We start from the raw sequence: 21,956 nt of genomic DNA, 5'->3' as shown, positions 1-21,956 counted from the left end.
GCCCTAGCTCCGCGCCATGCGGTTTTGCAGCACGTCCGCCGCGCAGGCCTTGGGCGCGACGGCGTTGGCGGCCACGACGGGGCGCAGTTCCACATGCGCGACCGTCAGCGGCGCCCCCTCGGCCTCGTCGGGATAGAGCACCACGTCCAGCACGCAGGTCCGCCCGCGGTACTGCCAGACCTGCGCCGGCGGCTCGCGGCGCAGCAGGCTTGCCGGTCCCAGCGCCGCGCGGACCGCATCGGCGGCCTCGCCCTTCAGGGTAAGGGGATCGGGCGCGGCGGCGATCTCCTCGGCCGTCGGCAGGGGACGCGGCGGCAGGGCCGCGACGTCTTCCGATCCGGTGCCCGCGTGGGGCGAGGCCGTGCCGAGGGCATCGCCGTCGCCCAGCACCCGCACCTCGTGCCGGGAGCCGCAGGCCGCCAGCGTCAGCGCCAATGCAGCCGCAAGGACGAGGCGCAGCGGGCTCATTGGGCGGGCTCCGCCGTCGGCACCGGCTTGTCGAGCAGCTTGTGGCGGCGCATCAGGCCGGTCGCGACGTGGGTCATCGCCGCGGTGCCGACCACGGGGGCCAGCATGTTCACGAAGGGCACCGTCGCCAGGAAGGTGATGGCCGCACCAACGAGCCACAGCCGCCCGGTGTGCTGGCGGCGCAGGCTCTTGACGGTCGCGGCGTCGGCCCGGCGCAGCGCCACGGCCTCGAAATACTCGCGCGACAGAAGGTAGCCGTTCAGGGCGTAGAACAGCACCAGGCTGGACCCCGGAATGAACAGCAGCAGAAGGTAGAGCGGCAGCGCCAGGATGTTCAGGCCGATGGCGACGGCGGCGAACTTGGCGGTGGAGCCGATGATCTCCCACACCGGCTGCTCGCGGTTGGGCGGCAGGCCGGGGTAGTGGCGGGCTTCCACGGCGTCGGCCACCTGTTCCAGGAAGAAGCCGATGATCATGGTGACCACCGCCGGGAAGAACAGCAGCGACAGCACGAAGACGGCAACGCCCCCCAGCACGTCCAGCAGGGCCTCCACCCACGGCAGGCTGACGAGCACGGTGTCGGTCAGCGCCCACCACAGGGCGCCCGCCAGCGCCAGGTAGATCGCCAGCGCGCCGAGCAGGCTGACGATCACCACGCCGCGGATGCGCTTGTCGGGGAGCTGGGCGAAGGCTTTGACGAAGGCGTCGATCACGGATGTGTCCTTGTTTCTCTGGGCGCGCCAAAGGTCGGGCGCGGGCCGGCGCCTGTCAAGCGCGCGGTTGATGCCCCCGACCCGTTCGCCACCGCAACGGGAAGAAGCGGTCCTTGTTAACTCGTTGCCAGACGGTATACTGCCGCGCAACCGCGAACACCTGACGACGCAACTAAGGGATTGGACACATGGCCGACACTCGGTTCGACGTGATGGGCATCGGCAATGCCATCGTGGACGTGCTCGCGCACGCCGAGGACGACTTCCTCGCCTCGCACGACATGCCCAAGGGCGGCATGACGCTCATCGATGCCGAGAAGGCCGAGGCCATCTACGGCGCCATGGGCTCGAGCATCGAAAGCTCCGGCGGGTCGGCCGCCAACACGGTGGCGGGCATCGCCAGCCTGGGCGGCAATCCTGCCTTCATCGGCAAGGTGTGCGACGACCAGCTGGGGCAGATCTTCCGCCACGACATCAACGCCATCGGCGTCGGCTACGAAACCCCGGTCCTGGAGAAGGACGCCGGCGTTCCCACCGCGCGCTGCCTTATTCTGGTCACCCCCGATGCGCAGCGCACCATGAATACCTATCTGGGGGCCTGCACGAAGCTTGCGCCGTCGGACATCGACGAAAAGCTGATCGCCAGCGCCCAGGTCACCTATGTGGAAGGCTACCTGTGGGACGGCAAGGAAGCCAAGGACGCCATCGTCCAGGCCTGCCTCGCCGCCCGCGAAGCCGGCCGCAAGGTCGCCCTGTCGCTGTCGGACAGTTTCTGCGTCGACCGTCACCGCGAGGAATTCGTCGAGCTGATCGAAGGCCTGGTGGACATCCTGTTCGCCAACGAGGCCGAGATCACCTCGCTGTACCAGACCGACAGCTTCGATGAGGCCGTCGAGGAAGTCCGCAAGCACGCGCAGATCGCCTGCCTGACGCGCGGGGCCAAGGGCAGCGTCATCGTGCATGGGCAGGAGACCGTCGTGGTGGAGGCACATCCGCCGGCCCGCCTCGTCGACACGACGGGCGCCGGTGACCTCTATGCGGCGGGGTTCCTTTTCGGGTATACCCGCGGCAAGTCGCTGGCCGAGTGCGGCCATCTGGCCAGCCGGTGCGCCGCGGAAATCATCAGTCACATGGGTGCGCGGCCCGACGTCCCCTTGAAGTCGCTTCTCGCGGCGGAAGAAGCCTGAGGCAGATCGCCTCGGGCCCGTCGAGGGTCGCGCGCACGTAGAATCGGAAAGTCATGAATCTTCGCAATATCGCGATCATCGCGCACGTCGACCACGGCAAGACGACCCTCGTCGACAACCTGTTGAAGCAAAGCGGCACCTTCCGCGAGAACCAGAAGGTGGCCGACCGCGCCATGGACTCCAACGACCTGGAGCGCGAGCGCGGCATCACCATCCTGGCCAAGTGCACCTCGGTGGACTGGAAGGGCACGCGCATCAACATCGTCGACACGCCGGGCCACGCCGACTTCGGCGGCGAGGTGGAGCGCATCCTGTCCATGGTCGACGGCGTGGTTCTGCTGTGCGACTCGGCGGAAGGGCCGCTGCCGCAGACCAAGTTCGTGCTGTCCAAGGCGCTGGGCCTGGGCCTGCGCCCCATCGTGATCATCAACAAGGTCGACCGCGGCGACGCCCGTCCGCACGAAGTGCATGACGAGGTCTTCGACCTGTTCACCGCCCTGGACGCCGAGGACGAGCAGCTGGACTTCCCGACGCTGTTCGCTGTCGGCCGCGACGGCTGGGCCGTGCGCGACCTGGAGAACGACGAGCCGCGCGACCTGACGCCCCTGTTCGAGCTGATCGTCGACCACGTCCCGGCGCCCAAGCGCGACCTGGACAAGCCGTTCTCCATGCTGGCGACGACGCTGGAGTCCGACAACTTCCTGGGCCGCATCCTCACGGGCCGCATCGCCACCGGCAAGCTGACCGTCAACCAGCCCATCAAGGCGCTGAGCCGTGACGGCAAGCTGCTGGAGCAGGGCCGCGCGTCCAAGGTCCTGGCCTTCCGGGGCCTGCAGCGCATTCCGGTGGAAGAGGCCGAGGCCGGCGACATCGTCGCCATCGCGGGCCTGCAGAAGGCCACCGTCGCCGACACCCTGTGCGCCCTGGACGTGGACGCCGCCCTGCCGGCCACCCCCATCGACCCGCCGACGCTGGCCATGACCTTCTCGGTCAACGACAGCCCGCTGGCGGGCCTGGACGGCGACAAGGTGACCAGCCGCGTCATCGGCGCCCGCCTGATGGCCGAGGCCGAGGGCAACGTCGCCATCCGCATCCGCGAAACCGCCCAGAAGGACGCCTTCGAGGTCGCCGGCCGCGGCGAGCTGCAGTTGGGCGTTCTGATCGAGAACATGCGCCGCGAGGGCTTCGAGTTGTCCATCTCGCGCCCGCGCGTGCTGTTCAAGGAAGAGAACGGCCAGAAGCTGGAGCCCATCGAGGAAGTCGTCGTCGACGTCGACGAGGAGTTCTCGGGCACGGTCGTCGAGAAGATGAGCCTGCGCAAGGCCGAGATGACCGAGATGCGCCCCTCGGGCGGCGGCAAGACCCGCATCGTCTTCCATGCGCCCTCGCGCGGCCTGATCGGCTACCACGGCGAGTTCCTGACGGACACGCGCGGCACCGGCATCATGAACCGCCTGTTCTTCGGCTACGCTCCCTACAAGGGCCCGATCGAAGGCCGCCGTAACGGCGTGCTGATCGCCACCGATGCCGGCGATGCCGTGGCCTACGCCCTGTTCAACCTGCTCGACCGCGGCCCGCAGTTCATCGACCCGGGCGTCAAGGTCTACGGCGGCATGATCATCGGCGAGCATTCGAAGACGAACGACCTTGAGGTCAACGTCCAGAAGGCGAAGAAGCTGTCGAACGTGCGCGCCTCGGGCAAGGACGACGCCATCACCCTGCCGCCGCCGCGCCGCATGACGCTGGAAGACGCCCTGGCCTACATCCAGGACGACGAGCTGGTGGAGGTCACCCCCAAGGCGGTGCGCCTGCGCAAGAAGCACCTGGACCCGCACGAGCGCAAGCGCGCCTCCAAGCAGAGCGACGTGGCGTAAGCCAGGGCGTCGGTGCTGGAACGAGAAAAGGGGCCGCTCCCGGCGTGGGGGCGGCCCCTTTTGTTCGGTTTTGCTCGCTGGCAGGGGTACGCTATAAGCGTACAAGATTTGCGCTCTTGCACGGCGAACCCACGGGAGCAGAAACGGTATGGCCGACCTTCCTGACGATTGGGACGACGCCCCCGAGTTCGACGCGACAAACTCCGCCGACCCCGACGCCGCCGGAATGCTCAAGGTGTCGCGCGCCGTGCTGGGCCTGACTCAGCAGCGGCTCGCGGACCTCATGGACATCCCGCTTGCAACCCTGCGCAACTGGGAGCAGCGGCGGACCGTGCCTGACGATGCCGCGCGAACCCTCATCACCCTCCTGTTCCGCCACCCCCGGGAGGTCGCCGCCATGCTGGAGACGGATCGCGCCGCCTGACGCCGCACGGCACCCTTGATCCCCCCGCCAAACCCGCTAGCCTGTGGCGCGCATTGTATCGGCAGGGGCATCAACCACCGTGACATCCTGGTCCCACTCGCTCGCGGTCTATCTGGACCGGCGGGTGATCTCCATCCTGTTTCTCGGCTTTTCCTCGGGCCTGCCGCTGCTGCTGGTCTACGGCACCCTGTCGGCCTGGCTGACCGAGGAAGGGCTGTCGCTGACCGTCATCGGCCTGTTCTCCTGGGCATCCACCGCCTACGCTTTCAAGTGGCTGTGGTCGCCGCTGGTGGATAAGCTGCCCCTGCCGCCGCTGACCAACATGCTCGGCCAGCGGCGCGGCTGGATGATCGCCGCCCAGCTCCTCACCGCCGGCGCCATGCTCGGGCTCGGCTCCTCCGACCCCGCCGCCAACGTCTGGGTCACGGCCGGCTGGGCGGTGCTGCTGGCGTTCGCCTCGGCGACGCAGGACATCGTTATCGACGCCTACCGCGTGGAAATCCTGGAGGAAGAGAAGCTCGGCGCCGGCGCGGGCAACATCGTGCTGGGCTACCGCCTCGCCATGCTGGCCTCCGGCGGCGGCGCGCTGGTCATCGCCGACGCGGCAAGCTGGTTCTGGGCCTACGCGGCCATGGCCGCGCTCATGGGGGTGGGCATGCTTACCTGCCTGCTCAACCGCGAGCCCGCCCGCCCGCACCTGGAGCGCGCGAGCGTCGCCGAGCAGCGCGCCGTGGAGTGGATGGACCGCCAGGCCCACATGGGCCGCCGCACGCGCCAGACGCTCGGGTGGCTCTATGGCGCCGTCGTCCTGCCGCTGTCGGATTTCTTCACGCGGAAGCACTGGCTGACCATCATCCTGTTCATCGCCTTCTACAAGTACGGCGATGCGCTGCTGGGGGTGATGGCGAACCCCTTCTACATCGAAACCGGCTTCACCAAGACCGAGATCGGCGTGGTCTCCAAGAGCTACGGCGTGGTGATGACCATCGTCGGCGGCCTGCTGGGCGGGCTGCTGGTGGCGAAGATGGGCATCATGCGATCCCTGCTGGTCTGCGGCATCCTTCAGGCGCTGTCCAACCTGGTGTTCGTCGCCCAGGCCATGATCGGGCCGGACGTCAGCTTCCTGGTCGTCACCATCAGCGTGGAAAATCTGACCGGAGGGATGGGCACGGCGGCCTTCGTGGCCTATCTCTCCAGTCTCTGCAACCTGGCCTACACGGCGACGCAGTACGCCCTGGTCTCCAGCTTCATGGCCTTTGCCCGCACCTTCTTCGCCAGCGCCGGCGGGTGGGTGGCGGACAATGTGGACTGGGTGACGTACTTCCTGATCTCTACCGCCGCCGCCATTCCCGGACTGGCGCTGCTGCTGTGGATGATGCACCTGTTCCCGCGCGAGAACCGGCAGGTGACCGTCTCCGCCCTGGCCGACGACGACTGACGATACACGCACCGTGACCGATCACATTCAGGGCGACGAGGGCTTCGGGCTGTATGTCCACTGGCCCTTCTGCCTGTCCAAGTGCCCGTACTGCGACTTCAACAGCCACGTCGTCGACCGCGTCGACCACGGCCGCTTCCGTGCGGCCTTGCGGGTGGAACTGGCGCACTACGCCGCCATGGCGGGGCGCGAGGGACGGCGGCTGACCAGCGTCTTCTTCGGCGGCGGCACGCCGTCCCTCATGGAGCCAGGGACGGTGGCGGCGATCCTGGAGGACGCGCGGAGCCTGTTCACGCCCGCCAACGACCTGGAGGTGACGCTGGAAGCCAACCCCGGCGCCGTCGACCGGGCGAAGTTCGAGGACTTCCGCGACGCCGGCGTCAACCGGGTGTCCCTGGGCGTGCAGGCGCTGGACGACGCCGCACTCGCCTTCCTTGGCCGCCGCCATGACCGCGCCGAGGCCCTGGCGGCACTGGAGGCGGCGCAGAGCCTGTTCCCCCGCACCTCCATCGACCTCATCTACGCCCGCCCCGGCCATGATCCCGAGGCATGGCGGCAGGAGCTGCGGCAGGCGCTGGACATCCTGGCGGGACATGGGCACTTGTCGCTCTACCAACTGACCGTCGAGCAGGGCACGAAATTTTACCTAGACTGGCACCGGGGCGACTGGCGCCTGCCGGAGGAGGACGACGCGGTCAGCCTCTGGCACGTGACGCAGGAGGAAACCGCCCGCGCCGGACTGCCGTCCTACGAGGTCTCCAATCACGCGCGGCCCGGCGAGGAATGCCGCCACAACCTGGTGTACTGGCGCGGCGGCGACTACATCGGCGTCGGCCCCGGCGCCCATGGCCGCCTGACGGTCGGCGGCACGCCCCGCGCGACGCGGCAGCACCGCGCGCCGGAACGGTGGCTGTCGCAGGTGGAGGCGCACGGCCACGCCACCACGCGCGACGATCCGCTCGGGCAGGCGGAACGCGCCGAGGAACTGCTTCTCATGGGCCTGCGCCTGACCGAGGGCGTGGACAAGATGCGCTTCCACCGGCTGTCGGGACGCCCCCTGGACGGCTTCGTCGACGCCCGCGCACTGGCGGACCTGACGGAGATGGGGCTGCTGGAAGACACACCGGCAGCGCTGCGCGCCACCGCCGACGGGATGCTGGTGCTCAACGGGCTGATCGCGGCGCTGGTGCCGGTGGATGGCGATGCCGAAGACGGAAGTCCGCCGGGCCGCTGAACTGTGTAGCGGACAGCCTACAGGCCGCCGCTCGTCTGCGTGATGACGTAGGGCACCGGTTTGGACGTCTTGGTCTTTCCGTAACCGTATGCAGCCAGCTCAAGCCATAGCTTCCGACCGTCCCGCCGCATGTGGATCACGTGGGTGAACCACTGGCTGTCCGTGTTGAATCCATTGCCCTGAAGGACGACGACGAGCCGCGTCCCATCGTACCAGCCGCCAACGATGGCGTAGCGCGGCTCCCCCTCACCGCCTGCCCAACCCGAGATCACCTTCCCGTTTTGAATGAAAACCTGATAGGTGTCGTTTCCACCTTGCTCCTTGTACATGATGGAGCCCGTGGGGCCGCTGGCCGAAGCGGGCACGGCCCAGGCGAGGGAAAGCGCGACAAGAATGGCGGCAAAAAGCGTTCTCATGATCCCCCCGTGCGTGTTCAGTCACGTGCGGCAAGCTTCCCCCTGAAGATGCGCAGGGCCAGTTTGACCAGGATTGCCTTGTGAGGGCAATGCCGCGATCGCGTTTCGGGCGATACTAAAGAACCCACACGTTCAGCACGATCGCGACGGCCACCACGCCGGTGATGGCGGCGACCGTGCGTTTCTTGTGGCGGTTCCAAAGGTCCATGGCGCGGTCGCCGAACAGGTGGACCAGCAGCGCCAGGCCGAAGTAGCGGATACCCCTGGCGATGAGCGTCGCCGCAACGAAGAGGTACACCGGGTACTTCATCACGCCCGCCGCCAGCATGGCGACCTGGAAGGGCACCGGCGTGACGCCGATGGCCACAACCGCCCAGAAGCCGTTGGCCTCGAACCACGTCTTGGTGCTGTCGAACTGCTCCTGCCAGCCCGCCCACTCGACAAGCCGGATGCCCAGCGTGTCGAAGACGAAGTAGCCGACGCCGTAGCCCACCAGCGCCCCGATCACGCAGCCCAGCAGCACCACGGCCGCGATGCGCCACAGAATGTCGCGGCGGGCCATCATGTAGGGGATCAGCACCACCTCCAGCGGGATCGGCACGATGATGCTTTCCAGGAAGGACATCACGCCGATCAGCCACAGCCCCTTGCGGGAATGGGCCAGTCGGCGCGCCACCGCCCGCGGGTGGCGGTGGGCCTCGCGGGCTTCCGTCCACGGGTCGGCACACGGCTCTGTTTCGGCGGTCGCGCCGGACGGTCGATCATCCTGCATGCCGCCTCAACGCCCGTGCGACAGCGCGCGTTGAGGTGGAGGCGATCGACGGAAAGGCACGTGACCCATGGCCCCCGACCATCCTCCCTCTCCTGCCGAGACCTCCCGGCCGCTGAAGGACGGCACCGACGCGACGCCGCTGCTGGAACCCGGCGTCACCTGCTGGAAGACGGCGCACACGCCCCGGTTCGGCATGGTGGTGGACTGCGAGGACTATTTCGCCGCCTTCCGCGAGGCCTGCCTGAACGCGCGGTACCGCATCTTCCTGGTGGGCTGGGACTTCGACACCCGCGTCCACATGCTCATGGACCGGCCCCACGACGGCTGGCCGGTGAAGGTGGGGCCGTTCATCTCCAAACTGGTGGACGAGCGCCCGGATCTTCGGATTTACATCCTTAAGTGGGACATCGCCTTCTTCACCATGGTGCGGCAGAACCCCTGGCCCTGGCGCGCCCTGCGGTGGAAGATGTCCGACCGCATCCACTTCAAGCTTGATGGCGAGCATCCCTGGGGCTCGTGCCACCACCAGAAGGTGGTCTGCATCGACGACCGCTTCGCCATGATGGGCGGCATCGACATCACGCGGAACCGCTGGGACACCCGCGACCACATCGACCACGACCGCCGCCGCCGCAATCCCGCCGGCGGCCATTATCCACCGCACCACGACGCCTCCGTCGCGGTGGAGGGCGAGGCCGCCCGCGTGCTGGAGGAAATGTGTCGCATCCGCTGGGAGCGCGGCACCGGCGAGCGGCTCGACCCGCCGCCCCGCGCCGAGGAGGTCGAGGGCACGGCCGAAACCTGGCCGGACACCCTCTCGGTGGAGGCCGAGAACGTCTCCGTCGGCGTGGCCCGCACCATGCCCCCCTACAAGGACGAGCCCGGCGTCTTCGAAATCGAGGCCCTGACCCTGCGCGCCATCCGCGACGCCCGCCGGCTGATCTACCTGGAAAGTCAGTACTTCGCCAGCCGCACCGTGGCGCTTGCCGTCGCCGAGCGCCTGCGCGAGCAGAACCCGCCCGAGGTGGTGGTCATCAACCCCTACGCCGCCGACGGCTGGCTGGAGGAAAAGACCATGGACACCGCCCGTGCGCAGAACGTGGCGCTGTGCCGCAAGTCCGACCACGCCGGCCGGTTCCGCATCTACTATCCGGTCACCAAGCGCGGCAAGGGCATCTACGTCCACGCCAAGGTGACCATCATCGACGACCGCTTTCTGAAGGTGGGATCGGCGAACCTGAACAACCGGTCCATGGGCTTCGACACCGAATCCGACATCGCCCTGTTCTGCGAGGACGACGACGCGATCCGGCGCGACGCCATCCGCAGCCGCATGATCGACCTGCTGGCCGAGCACCTGGACCACGCACCTCCGAAAGTCGCCGGCGTGCTGCGCGACCTCGACGGTCGGCTGATCGACACCATCGAGACTCTGCGCCGGGACGAGGGCCGGTCGCTGCGCGTGCTCTGCCCCGAGGGCATGGAGGACCTGGACGACGCCGACGAACTGATGGTGGAAAGCCAGGTGGCCGATCCCGAACGGCCGGAAAAGCCGCTGCGGCGCCTGAAAAACAAGCTGAAGTGGGTGTTCGACTGGTAGTTGCCGCTGCTGCGCCGCAGCATTGATCATCGGTAACCGTCCACTGTCTCCGTCCGTTGAAAAAGAACAGCCTTCAACGGAGGGAGCCGCCCGGATGCGCGGGCGGGCCGTGGCCATGATCGATGTCCTGATCGTTCTCGCCTTCGTCGCCTACGCCATCGGCTCGGGCCTGCGCTCGCGGCGGATCGCCGGGCAGAACCTTCAGGAGTATTTCCTGGCCGGCAAGACCATCCGCGGCTGGAAGGCCGGCTGCTCCATGGCCGCCACCCAGTTCGCCGCCGACACGCCGCTGCTGGTCACCGGCCTTGTGGCGACGGCCGGCATATTCGCCCTGTGGCGGCTGTGGATCTACGGGCTCGCCTTCCTGCTCATGGCCTTCGTCTTCGCCGTCGGCTGGCGGCGCGGCGGCGTGCTGACCGACGCCGAGCTGACGGAAGTGCGCTATTCCGGCCGCGCCGTCGCGCCGCTGCGGCTGCTCAAGGCCATCTACTACGGCACCGTCATCAACTGCGTGGTGCTGGCGATGGTGATGGTCGCCGCCATCCGCATCGCCGAGGTCTTCCTGCCCTGGCATCAATGGCTGCCCGGCGCCCTCTACGCCCCCGTGGTCGCGCTGGTTCAGGGGATCGGCCTGCAATTGGGCGACAGCGTCACCGGCCTGGCGCCCGAGATCGCGACGACCAACAACCTGATATCCATCCTTCTGATCCTGGCGTTCACCGCCGCCTATTCCACCACCGGCGGGCTGCGCAGCGTGGTCAACACCGACGTGGTGCAGTTCGGCCTGGCGATGATCGGCACCGCCATCTATGCCTGGATCGTCGTCGACGCGGCCGGCGGCTTCGGCGGCCTGACCGACCGCGTGGTCGACGTCTACGGCGCGGCGGAGGCCGGACGCATGCTGTCGTTCGGGCCGGACATGGCGGCGGGGCTGCTTCTGCCCTTCCTGGTCATCATCGGGCTGCAATGGCTGTTCCAGATGAACTCCGACGGCACCGGCTACCTGGCCCAGCGCTCCATGGCCTGCCGCACCGACCAGGACGCCACCACGGCCGGCGTCCTCTTCGCCTGGGCGCAGATCTTCCTGCGCAGCCTGTTCTGGCTGGCCATCGCCGTGGGGCTGCTGGTCCTCTATCCCTTCACGCCCGAGGAGGCGGGAACGGAAGGCTTCGCCGCCTCGCGCGAAATCCTGTTCGTCACGGGCATCGACGAGTATTTGCCACCCGGCGTGCGCGGGCTGATGCTGACCGGCCTGCTGGCGGCGCTGGCCTCGACGGTGGACACGCACCTGAACTGGGGTGCCAGCTACTGGTCCAACGACGTCTACGACGGGCTGGTCTGCCGCCGCTGGCTCAGGCGCGCGCCGCGCGACCGCGAACTGGTGATCGTCGCGCGCCTGTCCAACGTGCTGATCCTTGTCATCGCGCTGGCGGTCATGGCGAACCTGGGCTCCATCCAGACGGCATGGTTCATCTCGCTGCTGTTCGGTGCGGGGATGGGGTCGGTTCTGGTGCTGCGCTGGCTGTGGAACCGCATCAACCTGTGGTCCGAGCTTGCCGCCATGGCGGCCTCGCTGGTGACGGCGCCGCTGCTGCTGATCTTCATGGGGACAACCGCCGAGAACGAGTGGATCCGGCTGGGCATCATGGCGGGCGTGACGACGGCGGCGGCCATCGGCGTCACCTTCATCACGCCGCGCACCAACCAGGACACCCTTCTGGCCTTCTATGAACGGGTCCGCCCCTTCGGATTCTGGGGGCGCGAGGCCGCCATGGCCGGCGACGACCCGCGCGAGCCGCGCCGCCTTCTGGGCCGGCAGGTGTGGGCGGTGGCGGCGACGGCGCTGTCGCTGTTCCTGCTGCTCATCGGCTTCGGGCGCCTCATGGTCCCGCCGCCCGGCGCGGCGGAGGCGGCGACCTGGATCTTCATCGCGGGCGGGCTGCTGCTCATCCCCGTGTGGTGGCGCTACCTGACCGGCACCGACGGCTATGCGCGCGGCGGCACGGCGCGGACCCACCGCGCGGTGGAGATCATGGAGGTGGAGCGCGCCCTCGCCGAGCGGCCCGAAGGCCTGCTGGACGCGCTGCGGGCCCTGGGGCGCGACATGACCGCCGTCCACGGCCTGCCGGTGACGGTGGCGGCGAGCGGCGCTGCTCCCGTGCGCGAGGAAGGCCAGCGCATCCTGCTGTTCCAGGCGGTGCGCGACCTGTTGCTGTTCCAGGCGCGTCACGCCGCCACGCAGGGCGCGCACGTGGTGCTGGACCGGGACCGCGTCTACCACCGGGTGACCATCCAGGTTTTGGGCGGACCAGTGGATTTCTCCGGCGAGGCCGGCGCGGCCACCCTGGAGCATGTGCGCGAAGGGCTCGACCGGGTGGAGGGGCAGTTGCGCGTCGCCCCCGCCCCCCAGGCCGCGAACCGCCTGACCCTGCGGGCGCACGGAGAGGCCTGGGCGCGCGGGGTGGCGCAGTAGCCGGGCCGCTCTGCCTGCTACATGATCCGCGCTCCCTCGCCGGGACCATGGACCCGCGACGGCGGCAGATCCACCGTGACCGTCGTGCCCTCGCCGACGGTGCTGTCGAGCGTCAGCCGGCCGCCGTGCAGTTCCGCCAACGTGGCGGCCAGCGGCAGGCCCAGGCCCGTGCTGTCCTCGGCCTGCCGGCGGCCGGCCGCGCTCTGCTCGAAGGGACGCATGACGGCCTCCAGGTCCTCGGGCGCGATGCCCACGCCCGTGTCCGCGACCGCAAGGCGGGGGCCGCCGTCGTCGCGCAGGCTGGTGCGGATGGTCACCGTGCCGCCGGCCGGCGTGAACTTGATGGCGTTGGACAGCAGGTTGATGAGCACCTGCTTCATCCGCCGCATGTCGGCCATGAGCACGAGGCCCGGCGCGCCGTCCTTCACCGTCAGCCGCACGCCCCGCTTTTCGGCGCGCTCGTGCAGCATGCGCACGCAGGTCGCAAGCAGATCCTCCAGCACCACGGGCTCGGGCTCCAGTTCGATGTGCCCGGCCTCCACCTTGGCGATGTCCAGAATGTCGTTGATCAGCGACAGCAGGTGCTTGCCTGACGTGGTGATGTCCGCCAGATAGCCCTGATAGCGGTCCGAGAGGGGGCCGAAGACGCCGGCCGCCATGATGTCGGAAAAGCCCAGGATGGCGTTGAGCGGCTGGCGCAGCTCGTGGCTCATACCCGCCAGGAACTCGCTCTTGGCGGCGTTGGCGCGGTCGGCCTCCTTGCGGGCGGCCTGGGCCTTGCGCTCAGCGGCGACCAGCGGCGTCAGGTTCTCCACTGCCGCCAGCAGCGTGCCGCGGCTGGTGCGGGTGACGGTGACGCCCAGCGTTCCCGCCGGGCCGTCCACGCGCACGCCCTGGCACAGCAGGCCCGCCCCGGCCCGGCCCTGGACACCGTCGCAGCGGGTGCGCACCTCCTCGCCGCCGTCGCCCAGGGCGTCGTACAGGTTGTCCATGGACCGCCCGGTCGCGTGCGGCAGCAGAAGCTGGATCGCCATGGCGTTCATCAGGTCCACCGTGCCGTCGGCGCGCATCTCCACCAGCCCCACGGGCGCCTGGTGGAGAAGCTGGTACATTTCCTCGGACGCTTCGGCGGTGCCGTTTTCGCGCGGTTCGGCCATGGCCCCTCACAAAGGCGTTGTCGGTTCCGACCGCCGTTCAGACGCGCCGGATCAGGATCCAGCGGGTGGGCGAGTCGGGATGCTGGAGCAGGCGCAGCGTCACGCGGGTCGGCTTCATGCGGAAGGTCAGCACGTAATCCACGAAGGCATCCAGCGTCGGTTCGTCCTCGAACCGTTGGGCCACCAGGAAGTTGTTCATGCACAGGCCGACTTCGTTGAAGAAATCCCGGCCCATGGCCCAGTCGCGGCTGATGCCGGCGGCCTCCACCTCCCAGGCGTTGTAGTGGCTCACGGCGCCGTCGGGGCCGATGCCGATGACGCCGAAATCCAGCGCGTCGAGGTCGGCCGCGCGGGCGGATTCCAGCCACCGGAGCATGTCGGGATCATCGAAAGTCATCGCAATTTGCCTAAAACCCACACCGGACTCCATAATCATCCGGAGTAACCCCTACTTCAATGGTAACGTTCCAAAAATGTCCGATACGTCGAACGGCCTGCCGAGTCCTTCAACCACTGGTGCGACTCCTGCGCCACCGCCGCCCGAGCACCTGGCGCCGGCCCTGCTCGATTTGCTGACGGCGGAACTGGCCGAGCAGCGCGGCAGCGACGGGCCGGAACTGGCGGCGGACCGCGCCCCGGCGGACCTCATGGCCCTGCCGCTCGGCGAGGGCGGGCTGGGCGCCGACAGCATCGAGCGCACCTGGCTGGCGCTCGCGGTGCACCGCTTCCTGACGCTCGACGGCACGGCCTGGGACGACAAGGTGCTGCCCGCCCGCACCCTCGGCACCCTGGCCGACATCGCCGCCGCCCGCCTGGCCGAGGGGCCGGACCCGGCGGTCTCCTTCGCCACCTCGGGCACCACGGGGACGCCCAGGATCTGCCGCCACACGATCGCGTCGCTTCGGCGCGAGGCCGCCTTCCTGGCCGAGGTGTTCGCGGGTCGCCGGCGCGTGGTGCGGCTGGTGCCGGCACATCACATCTACGGCTTTCTGTTCGGCGTACTGATGCCGCATGTCGCGGGCCTGCCCGTAGTGGACGCCCGCGCGGCGGGTATCGCAGGCCTGCCGGCGCGGCTCGAACCGGGCGACCTGGTGCTCGGCTTCCCCCTTGTGTGGAGCCAGGCGGCCCGGTTCTGGACGGCGCTCCTGCCGGCGGACGTCTGGTGCGCCACCTCCACCGGCCCCTGCCCGCCCGAGGATTGGGATGCCCTGACGGCCCTGGGTGCGGCGCGGGTGGTGGAGGTGTACGGTTCGTCGGAGACGGCGGGGCTGGGCTGGCGCGACCACCACGCCGCGCCCTACCGCCCCTTCCCCTGGCTCGCCCGCGACGCCGTCGATGACGGGCTGGCAGAGGCGGCGACCGGAATGGCGCTGCCGGTCCAGGATCGACTTGACTGGACGTCCGACGCCGCCGGGTTCCGTGTCGCCGGCCGACGCGACGGCGGCGTGAAGGTGGCCGGCCGACTGGTTCACGCCGAGGCGGTGGCGCGGCGGCTGGAGGCTCTGCCGGGCGTGGCCGAGGCGAAGGTGGCGCCGATCAAGACGCCGGGCGGCCAGCGGCTGGCGGCGACCGTGACGCTGACCGCCGACGCCGCCCCCGACGCCGAGGACCGCCTGCACGCCGCCATCGCGCAATGGCCGGCGGCGGAACGGCCGGTGGACGTGGTGGTGAGGATGGCGTGCTGAACCTGGGTCAGTGGTCCGAGCCGTGCAGGATCTGGTCGCGCAGGCCGGTCTCGTACTCGCGGCCCTCCTGCGTCAGCGTGATCGCCGTCGGGAAGAAGCTGCGCGCCAGGCCCTTGCGCTCCAGCGCGCGCCATACCGCCTCGTTGGACAGGCCGGTGGCGTCGGCGCCCGAGACCACATAGGGACCCAGGTGGAAGTGGTTGCCGTGGGCGTGGGGGAACTGGTTGATGGTGGCGTCGCCCGTCAACTCGTCGATCATCGCCGTCTGCGGATTGTTGCCCAGCTCCTGCAGGATGGTGAGCGTCTTGAGCTGCAGCGGGTTGAGCTTCTTGGGATTCTTCTTCGGCGGCATGGTCCGTCCTCCATGAAAAAGGGCTGCGTCCATCAATGACGCAGCCCCGTCCCGGGTGCAACGAAACTGACGCCGGTCAGGCCGCCGTGTCCGCCAGCAGCGGCGCCAGGCGCGCCTCCAGGCGGTCGAGGTCCGTGCGGACCGTCGCCGCCACGGCATCGTCCTGCGAGACGCCCGGCCCGTCCGGCGTGTCGTTGGCCACCGCCAGCGCCGTATTTCCGCTCAGCGCGTGCATGGCGCCGAAGCGCCGCCGCGCGCCCACCGCCTGGTATTGCGCCAGGGCCCGCACCGCCTGCGCCAGCCCGGCCCGCTCCGCCGGATCGGTGGCGGCGGCCAGCGCGAGGAGGCAGGCGTCCTCGATGCGGCGCTTGGTATAGGGCAGGTCGCTGACGTCGCGCACGTCCTCGCCCAGCGGGTTGGTCGCCAGGAAACGGCGCCACACCGACACCACCGTGCGCGTCGAGCCGGCGGCATAGGCGCGCATCACCTCGGCACGGGCGGCCTCGGCGGCGCGGACGACCGCGTCGTCGGCGACGGTCACGGAACGGCGGCCCAGCACATAGCCAAGGCCGAAAACGACAACGGCCGCCGCCACGCCGGCGACGGCAGTCCAGATCATCCAGTCCTGCACGGCACTCACTCCCAAACCGATCTGCGTCGGTTCATCACTCTCCGAAGCCGCACTTAACGCCGAAAGCGTCCCGGTTCAATAGGGAAATTGTACCAATTCAAAATCCGGCCGGTCGGCCGCGTCCGGACAAAGGGATTACCCCGCCGGCAAGGCGGCCTAAGGCCAAAGCACGCTGGCGGTCCAAGGGCGGGCGGACCTAGCCTTTCTGTATCGCCCGCCGCACAATGTTCCCCGAATGAGCGCCCTGCCCATGACCCAGCACGCCCATGTCCCGGTCCCAGCCTCCAACGTCGTGATCTTTCCCGGCCCGCGCCGCGCCGGCCTGTCGGCGGGGCTGCGGCCGATGGGGCTGGAAGCGGTGGAGCGGCGGATCGTCAGCGCCTTCACCGCCTGGCCGGCCACTGCGGTGGAGCGCCGCGTCATTGCCGCGCTGTCCGCCTGCCCCGGCGCAAAGACCGAGGAACTGTCGCGCCTGCTCGGCCACTCCGGCGCGGTGTTCGGGCTGTTCGTCAAGGGCATGATCGAGGCCCGCAGCCCCTGGCTGGACGACGGACGCGGCGGCGCCGGCGGGCTGCTGGCCCTCTACAACCCCTTCGTCGGCACCTGGCGGCTGCGCCCGGCGGCCCGCGGTGCCTTCGTGACCCTCGACTACCTCTGACCCCGGCTCTGACCCCGGCGGCGCGGGCCGATCAACGGTCTCCCGAACATCAAAAAGATTGCGGGCGGGCGCCCACGGCCCCACCCTCGCCCTCATGCTGCAATGCAGCAAATCCATACGCGGCATCGGGCCGTAGTGGATGGGGTTTGAGGGAGACCGCATCATGAACCTTTCCACCACCATCGCCGCGCCCGTGGCCGTCGTTGGGGCCGGCATCGCCGGCCTGGCCTGCGCCCACCGCCTTGCCGGCGCCGGCGTGCCCGTCCAGGTGTTCGACAAGGGGCGCGGGCCGGGCGGCCGGCTGGCCACCCGCCGGGCCGAGGACGGCGCGCTGACGTTCGATCATGGCGCGCAGTACGCCACCGCCCGCGACCCCGCCTTCCGGGCCGCCCTGGAGGCCGCCGCCGAGGCCGGCACCGCCGCCCCCTGGGACGGCCGCTGGGCCATGCTGGGGGAAGAGGGGTTCACGCGCGTCTCCGCGTCGGAAACCCGCTGGGTCGGGCGGCCGGGCATGAGCGGCCTCGTCAAGGCGCTGGCGGCGGACGTCGCCGTGACGCAGGGGGTTCGCATCACGGCCCTGGATCGCGACGCCGCCGGCCTGTGGCGCCTGACCGATGCCGACGGCCGCACCCACGGACCGTATCATGCCGTGGCGCTGACCGCGCCGGCCCCCCAGGCGCGCGAGATGCTCGGGGAGTGGGAGGCCGCGTTTCCGGCGCTCTCCCGCGTGCGGTACGCCCCCTGCTGGGCCGCCATGGCCGCCTGGGAGGCCCCCCTGCCCCTGCCCTTCGACATGGCGCGGCTGGAAGACCCGGTGCTCGGCCTGGCGGGGCGCAACGGCGGCAAGCCCGGCCGCGCGCCCGAGGCCGACTGCTGGACGCTGCACGGCGCCCCCGGCTGGTCGCGCGACCACCTGGAGGACGACGCCGCGACCGTGGCGCGGCGGCTGCTCGACCGCTTCGTGGCGCTGACGGGCGTGACCGAGGCGGTGCGTCACCTTTCCGCCCACCGCTGGCGCCATGCCCTGGTGGAGCGCCCGGCCGACGTTTCCTACCTGCTGGACGCCGCGGCCGGGCTGGGCCTGGCGGGGGACTGGTGCCGCGGCCCGCGGGTCGAGCTCGCTTTCCTGAGCGGCCACGATCTCGCCGGCGGCATGCTCGAGTCGCTGGCGGTGGCGGCGTGAAACGGTGGACGCAGGCGCCCCCCTGGTTCACACTGTTACGCATGCGGACCGCTTCGGGGGGCTTGATGGCGGGCCGCGACACGGACGAGGAGGGGACATCATGAGCGCGCAAGTCGTTTCGCTGGCCCGCGCGCGGGTGCAGCGCAACTGCCGCATGATCCAGGAATCCAACCAGCGCACGCTGGGCCATGTGCGGGACCTGCAGAAGGCGCAACAGTCGCTGGCGTCGTCACTGGACACGGTGCGCGACGGCCTGGTGGAGTTCTCCGACGCCCTGGACGGTTCCATCCAGCGCCTGCACGACTCGGGCGCCCGCCAGCAGCGCATCATGGACCGGATCGAACGCATCCAGGCCGCCTCCAAGGCCTTCCGCTGACGCACCCGTCTTGCGCGCCGCGCCGGGACGCACGACTTAGAGCGTATAACCCCGACGCGACACGCAGAACGAGGACACGATCCATGGCCGTCGCCACCTTCGCCGCCGGATGCTTCTGGGGCGTGGAGGAATCCTTCCGCCGCACCCCCGGTGTCGTCTCCACCATGGTCGGCTACACCGGCGGGAACAGGCCCGATCCCACCTACGAGCAGGTCTGCTCCGGCGAGACCGGCCACGCCGAGGCCGTGCGGGTGGACTACGATCCCGAAAAGATTTCCTACGAGGACCTGCTGGAGGTCTTCTGGAAGGCTCATGATCCGACTCAGAAGGACCGCCAGGGCTTCGACGTCGGCAGCCAGTACCGCTCGGCCGTATTCGTCCACGACGACATGCAGCGGGAAAAGGCCGAAGCCAGCCTGCGCCAGAACGACGACTCGGGCCGCTTCCCCCGCCCCATCATCACCGAGATCACCGAGGCCGGCGCCTTCTACCCGGCAGAGGACTACCACCAGCAGTACATGGCCAAGCGCGGACGGGGCACCGCCGTCTGCGGCATGCCCGGCCGCTGGTAGGCCGGTCGGGCCGAGCCTCCCTCTTTCGCACACGCACGCCGGCGTCCGCCGGGACGGGTGCGCCGTGTTACGGTTCATCAACCGCGACACGCCGCACTTGCCCGCGCGGACGCTTTGCGTATGCTTTATGCAGACAAAAATATACATCAGGGAGGATGACGTATGCCGTACAAGACGGTTCTGGTGCACATCGACTCGACCCCGCGCTGCGCCGCCCGCGTCGATCTGGCGCTGACCATCGCCAAGCAGCACGGCGGCCGGGTGCACGCCTGCATGGCGCAGCTCGACCCCGCCAAGTCCATGATCGACCCCGTGCACCGCGCCAGCGACCGCCTGAAGCAGGAGTTCGAGCGCGTCAAGGAAGACGTCACCGCCCGCGCCGAGGCAGAGGGCGTGGAGGTGCGCTTCTCCATGTCGCCGCTGGTGACCTCGGCCAACGTCATCCACTACCTGGTGCGTGCCGCCCGCCATGCCGACCTGGTGGTCGTGGGCCAGTACGACCGCGAGACCGACAAAGGCATCGTGCCCGAGGACATGACCGAGCAGGCCATTCTCAACGCCGGCCGCCCCGTCCTTGTGGTGCCCTACGCGGGCAACTTCCCCAAGCTGACCGACCACGTCATGGTCGCCTGGAACGCCGGCCGCGAGGCCGCCCGCGCCCTGTCGGACGGCATGCCGTTGCTGGCCGCCTCGCGCAAGGCCTCGGTGCTGGTGATCCGCGGCCCCAATGCCGAGGGCGAGGCCGCCGGCCCGGGCTACGACACCGACGAGGTGGCGCACTTCCTGGCCGGCCACGGCGTCACCTGCGACCTGCGCACGGCGACCGCCGAGCAGATCGGCATCGTCGACATGCTGCTGAGCCGTGCGGCGGATGAAAGCGTGACCCTTCTGCTGATGGGCGCGCACGGCCACTACGGCTTCCCGCACATCCTGCGCGGCGGCGTCACCCGCGACATGCTGCGCCAGATGACCGTGCCGGTGCTGTTCAGCCACTAGGTCGTCAAAGCGGTTCATCCAACAGCGGATGTGGATTCCTGCTTTCGCAGGAATGACGGGTAAATCTTGTTACATCAAAACAGCTTGAACCCCCGTCGCCCCTGCGGAAGCAGGGGCCCACACGCTCCGCTGGCCGCCTTTGCCATACATCTGGTGGAAGCCCGCCAAGTTCCAGGCACCCTCGCAGGCTGCGCTTCATCCCAACAGTCCGAGGCACGGCCCCTCCGCCGCCCTTGCGGGGGCGCGCGCTTCGCCTATACTGCGGCCTTCGCCGTACATTCCCTCATTTCTTGACCCAGAGGCGCTATCATCATGACGAAGGGCGACGTGAAGAAGGTCGTGCTGGCTTACTCCGGCGGCCTGGACACCTCCATCATCCTGCGCTGGCTGCAGGAGGAATACCGCTGCGAGGTGGTCACCTTCACCGCCGACATCGGCCAGGGCGAGGAGCTGGAACCCGCCCGCAAGAAGGCCGAGATGCTCGGCATCAAGGAAATCTACATCGAGGACCTGCGCGAGGAATTCGTCCGCGACTACGTGTTCCCCATGTTCCGGGCGAACACCACGTATGAAGGCGTCTACCTGCTGGGCACCTCCATCGCCCGCCCGCTCATCGGCAAGCGCCTGATCGAAATCGCCGAGGAAACCGGCGCCGACGCCATTTCCCACGGCGCCACCGGCAAGGGCAACGACCAGGTGCGCTTCGAGCTGACGGCCTATGCGCTCAAGCCCGACGTCAAGGTCATCGCCCCCTGGCGCGAGTGGGACCTCAACAGCCGCGCCAAGCTGATCGAATACGCCCAGAACCACCAGATTCCGGTGCCCAAGGACAAGCACGGCGAGTCGCCCTACTCCATGGACGCCAACCTCATGCACATCAGCTATGAGGGCAAGGCGCTGGAAGACCCCTGGGTCGAGCCCGACGAGGACATGTTCCGCCTGACCGTCAGCCCCGAGGCGGCGCCGGACAAGGCGGAATACATCGAGATCGAGTACAAGAACGGCGACCCGGTGGCGGTGAACGGCGAAAAGCTCTCGCCCGCCGCCATGCTGACCAGGCTGAACGAGCTGGCCGGCAAGCACGGCATCGGCCGCCTGGACCTGGTGGAAAACCGCTTCGTCGGCATGAAGTCGCGCGGCGTCTACGAAACGCCGGGCGGCACCATCATGCTGACCGCCCACCGCGCCATCGAGAGCATTACGCTCGACCGCGAGGAAGCGCACCTCAAGGACGAGCTGATGCCGCGCTACGCGGAGCTGATCTACAACGGCTTCTGGTTCTCGCCGGAGCGCGAGATGCTGCAGGCCGCCATCGACCACACGCAGAAGACCGTCAACGGCGTGGTCAAGCTGAAGCTCTACAAGGGCAACGTGATCGTGGTGGGCCGCCAGTCGCCCAACTCGCTGTACCGCATGGACTATGTGACGTTCGAGGAAGACACGGTCTACGACCAGTACGACGCCAACGGCTTCATCCGCCTGAACGCCCTGCGCCTGCGCCTGGGCAAGATGGCCCGCGGCTGAGCGTACGGCTGAACCGTTCCCGAAGACCAAAGGCCCTCGCGGAAACGCGGGGGCCTTTGTCGTTCGCCTGCGCCCAAGGTATTCGGTCTTTGGGGCCCGGCTTGCCCCTCGCCGGCGCCTTGGTACGCTTCAGGGCTGAATCACCTGTGGCACAAAGTCGTGGCACATCATCAGGGTCTTGTGCGGAAAGACCATATTTATTTTAAGTATTTGCTGCGGTATT

Annotated in this window: 22 protein-coding genes; 14 read left to right on the top strand and 8 right to left on the bottom strand. The window is 69.0% G+C overall.

Translation table 11 applies throughout. From position 1 onward, the window contains the following. Nucleotides 1–3 precede the first annotated feature (3 nt). Complete coding sequence (locus C882_RS09950) at nucleotides 4–468, bottom strand: hypothetical protein (protein WP_009540463.1); 465 nt, start codon at nucleotides 466–468, stop codon at nucleotides 4–6. After that, nucleotides 465–1,181 (bottom strand): EI24 domain-containing protein, encoded by a 717-nt coding sequence (locus tag C882_RS09945; protein WP_009540462.1) that lies wholly within the window; start codon nucleotides 1,179–1,181, stop codon nucleotides 465–467. Before C882_RS09945 ends, C882_RS09950 begins: the two co-directional genes overlap by 4 nt. A gap of 188 nt (nucleotides 1,182–1,369) precedes the next feature. Between C882_RS09945 and C882_RS09940 the strand changes: the two genes are divergently transcribed. From C882_RS09940 to hemW, 5 genes are all read left to right on the top strand, one after another. Next, nucleotides 1,370–2,368 (top strand): adenosine kinase, encoded by a 999-nt coding sequence (locus tag C882_RS09940; RefSeq protein ID WP_009540461.1) that lies wholly within the window; start codon nucleotides 1,370–1,372, stop codon nucleotides 2,366–2,368. A 53-nt stretch (nucleotides 2,369–2,421) separates the two neighbouring features. Further along, entirely contained in the window at nucleotides 2,422–4,242 is a 1,821-nt protein-coding gene (gene typA / locus C882_RS09935; protein ID WP_009540460.1) for a translational GTPase TypA, read from the top strand. A gap of 148 nt (nucleotides 4,243–4,390) precedes the next feature. After that, nucleotides 4,391–4,666, top strand: coding sequence for a helix-turn-helix domain-containing protein (locus tag C882_RS09930; RefSeq protein ID WP_009540459.1), 276 nt, complete (start codon nucleotides 4,391–4,393; stop codon nucleotides 4,664–4,666). A 79-nt stretch (nucleotides 4,667–4,745) separates the two neighbouring features. Next, nucleotides 4,746–6,104 carry an AmpG family muropeptide MFS transporter gene (locus C882_RS09925; protein WP_043644748.1) on the top strand — a complete coding sequence of 453 codons (1,359 nt, stop codon included), beginning with the start codon at nucleotides 4,746–4,748 and terminating at the stop codon, nucleotides 6,102–6,104. Between the two features lie 13 nt (nucleotides 6,105–6,117). Further along, nucleotides 6,118–7,338 (top strand): radical SAM family heme chaperone HemW, encoded by a 1,221-nt coding sequence (hemW, locus tag C882_RS09920; protein ID WP_009540457.1) that lies wholly within the window; start codon nucleotides 6,118–6,120, stop codon nucleotides 7,336–7,338. A 17-nt stretch (nucleotides 7,339–7,355) separates the two neighbouring features. On the opposite strand, the gene C882_RS09915 is transcribed toward hemW, so the two are convergent. Both C882_RS09915 and C882_RS09910 read right to left on the bottom strand, forming a co-directional pair. Continuing rightward, entirely contained in the window at nucleotides 7,356–7,754 is a 399-nt protein-coding gene (locus C882_RS09915) for a hypothetical protein (protein WP_009540456.1), read from the bottom strand. A 115-nt stretch (nucleotides 7,755–7,869) separates the two neighbouring features. Then, nucleotides 7,870–8,526, bottom strand: a complete 657-nt coding sequence (locus C882_RS09910) for a YqaA family protein (RefSeq protein WP_009540455.1) — start codon at nucleotides 8,524–8,526, stop codon at nucleotides 7,870–7,872. Nucleotides 8,527–8,593: 67 nt separating this feature from the next. Between C882_RS09910 and C882_RS09905 the strand changes: the two genes are divergently transcribed. Both C882_RS09905 and C882_RS09900 read left to right on the top strand, forming a co-directional pair. Next, nucleotides 8,594–10,126, top strand: coding sequence for a phospholipase D-like domain-containing protein (locus tag C882_RS09905; protein WP_009540454.1), 1,533 nt, complete (start codon nucleotides 8,594–8,596; stop codon nucleotides 10,124–10,126). Nucleotides 10,127–10,241: 115 nt separating this feature from the next. Continuing rightward, nucleotides 10,242–12,599, top strand: coding sequence for a sodium:solute symporter family protein (locus tag C882_RS09900; RefSeq protein ID WP_083875785.1), 2,358 nt, complete (start codon nucleotides 10,242–10,244; stop codon nucleotides 12,597–12,599). A gap of 17 nt (nucleotides 12,600–12,616) precedes the next feature. On the opposite strand, the gene C882_RS09895 is transcribed toward C882_RS09900, so the two are convergent. Both C882_RS09895 and C882_RS09890 read right to left on the bottom strand, forming a co-directional pair. Continuing rightward, a complete protein-coding gene (locus tag C882_RS09895) occupies nucleotides 12,617–13,756 on the bottom strand; it encodes a sensor histidine kinase (protein ID WP_009540452.1) in 1,140 nt (379 codons plus the stop codon). A 37-nt stretch (nucleotides 13,757–13,793) separates the two neighbouring features. Next, a complete protein-coding gene (locus C882_RS09890) occupies nucleotides 13,794–14,153 on the bottom strand; it encodes a photoactive yellow protein (RefSeq protein WP_009540451.1) in 360 nt (119 codons plus the stop codon). 76 nt (nucleotides 14,154–14,229) lie between these two features. Between C882_RS09890 and C882_RS23150 the strand changes: the two genes are divergently transcribed. Next, nucleotides 14,230–15,441, top strand: coding sequence for an AMP-binding protein (locus C882_RS23150; RefSeq protein WP_009540450.1), 1,212 nt, complete (start codon nucleotides 14,230–14,232; stop codon nucleotides 15,439–15,441). Between the two features lie 7 nt (nucleotides 15,442–15,448). Here C882_RS23150 and C882_RS09880 read toward each other — a convergent pair whose 3' ends face one another. Beyond that, complete coding sequence (locus tag C882_RS09880) at nucleotides 15,449–15,793, bottom strand: hypothetical protein (protein WP_009540449.1); 345 nt, start codon at nucleotides 15,791–15,793, stop codon at nucleotides 15,449–15,451. 76 nt (nucleotides 15,794–15,869) lie between these two features. Then, nucleotides 15,870–16,424, bottom strand: a complete 555-nt coding sequence (locus C882_RS09875) for a hypothetical protein (protein ID WP_009540448.1) — start codon at nucleotides 16,422–16,424, stop codon at nucleotides 15,870–15,872. Between the two features lie 250 nt (nucleotides 16,425–16,674). Here C882_RS09875 and C882_RS09870 point away from each other — a divergent pair, with 250 nt between their 5' ends. The 6 genes from C882_RS09870 (at nucleotide 16,675) to C882_RS09845 (ending at nucleotide 21,733) form a co-directional block, all read left to right on the top strand. Beyond that, nucleotides 16,675–17,082, top strand: coding sequence for a hypothetical protein (locus tag C882_RS09870; RefSeq protein ID WP_043644736.1), 408 nt, complete (start codon nucleotides 16,675–16,677; stop codon nucleotides 17,080–17,082). A 163-nt stretch (nucleotides 17,083–17,245) separates the two neighbouring features. Continuing rightward, nucleotides 17,246–18,265, top strand: coding sequence for an NAD(P)/FAD-dependent oxidoreductase (locus C882_RS09865; RefSeq protein ID WP_009540446.1), 1,020 nt, complete (start codon nucleotides 17,246–17,248; stop codon nucleotides 18,263–18,265). A gap of 100 nt (nucleotides 18,266–18,365) precedes the next feature. Further along, nucleotides 18,366–18,641, top strand: a complete 276-nt coding sequence (locus C882_RS09860) for a hypothetical protein (RefSeq protein ID WP_009540445.1) — start codon at nucleotides 18,366–18,368, stop codon at nucleotides 18,639–18,641. Between the two features lie 83 nt (nucleotides 18,642–18,724). After that, nucleotides 18,725–19,213 (top strand): peptide-methionine (S)-S-oxide reductase MsrA, encoded by a 489-nt coding sequence (msrA, locus tag C882_RS09855; protein WP_009540444.1) that lies wholly within the window; start codon nucleotides 18,725–18,727, stop codon nucleotides 19,211–19,213. A 162-nt stretch (nucleotides 19,214–19,375) separates the two neighbouring features. Beyond that, nucleotides 19,376–20,209, top strand: a complete 834-nt coding sequence (locus C882_RS09850; RefSeq protein WP_009540443.1) for a universal stress protein — start codon at nucleotides 19,376–19,378, stop codon at nucleotides 20,207–20,209. Between the two features lie 312 nt (nucleotides 20,210–20,521). Further along, nucleotides 20,522–21,733 (top strand): argininosuccinate synthase, encoded by a 1,212-nt coding sequence (locus C882_RS09845; protein WP_009540442.1) that lies wholly within the window; start codon nucleotides 20,522–20,524, stop codon nucleotides 21,731–21,733. The last annotated feature ends 223 nt before the right edge of the window (nucleotides 21,734–21,956 follow it).

Origin of the sequence: Caenispirillum salinarum AK4, from assembly GCF_000315795.1 — a bacterium.
Classification (GTDB): domain Bacteria; phylum Pseudomonadota; class Alphaproteobacteria; order Rhodospirillales; family Rhodospirillaceae; genus Caenispirillum; species Caenispirillum salinarum.
Note: the sequence above shows the minus strand (reverse complement) of the source record. Positions and strands in the feature narration are given on the sequence as shown.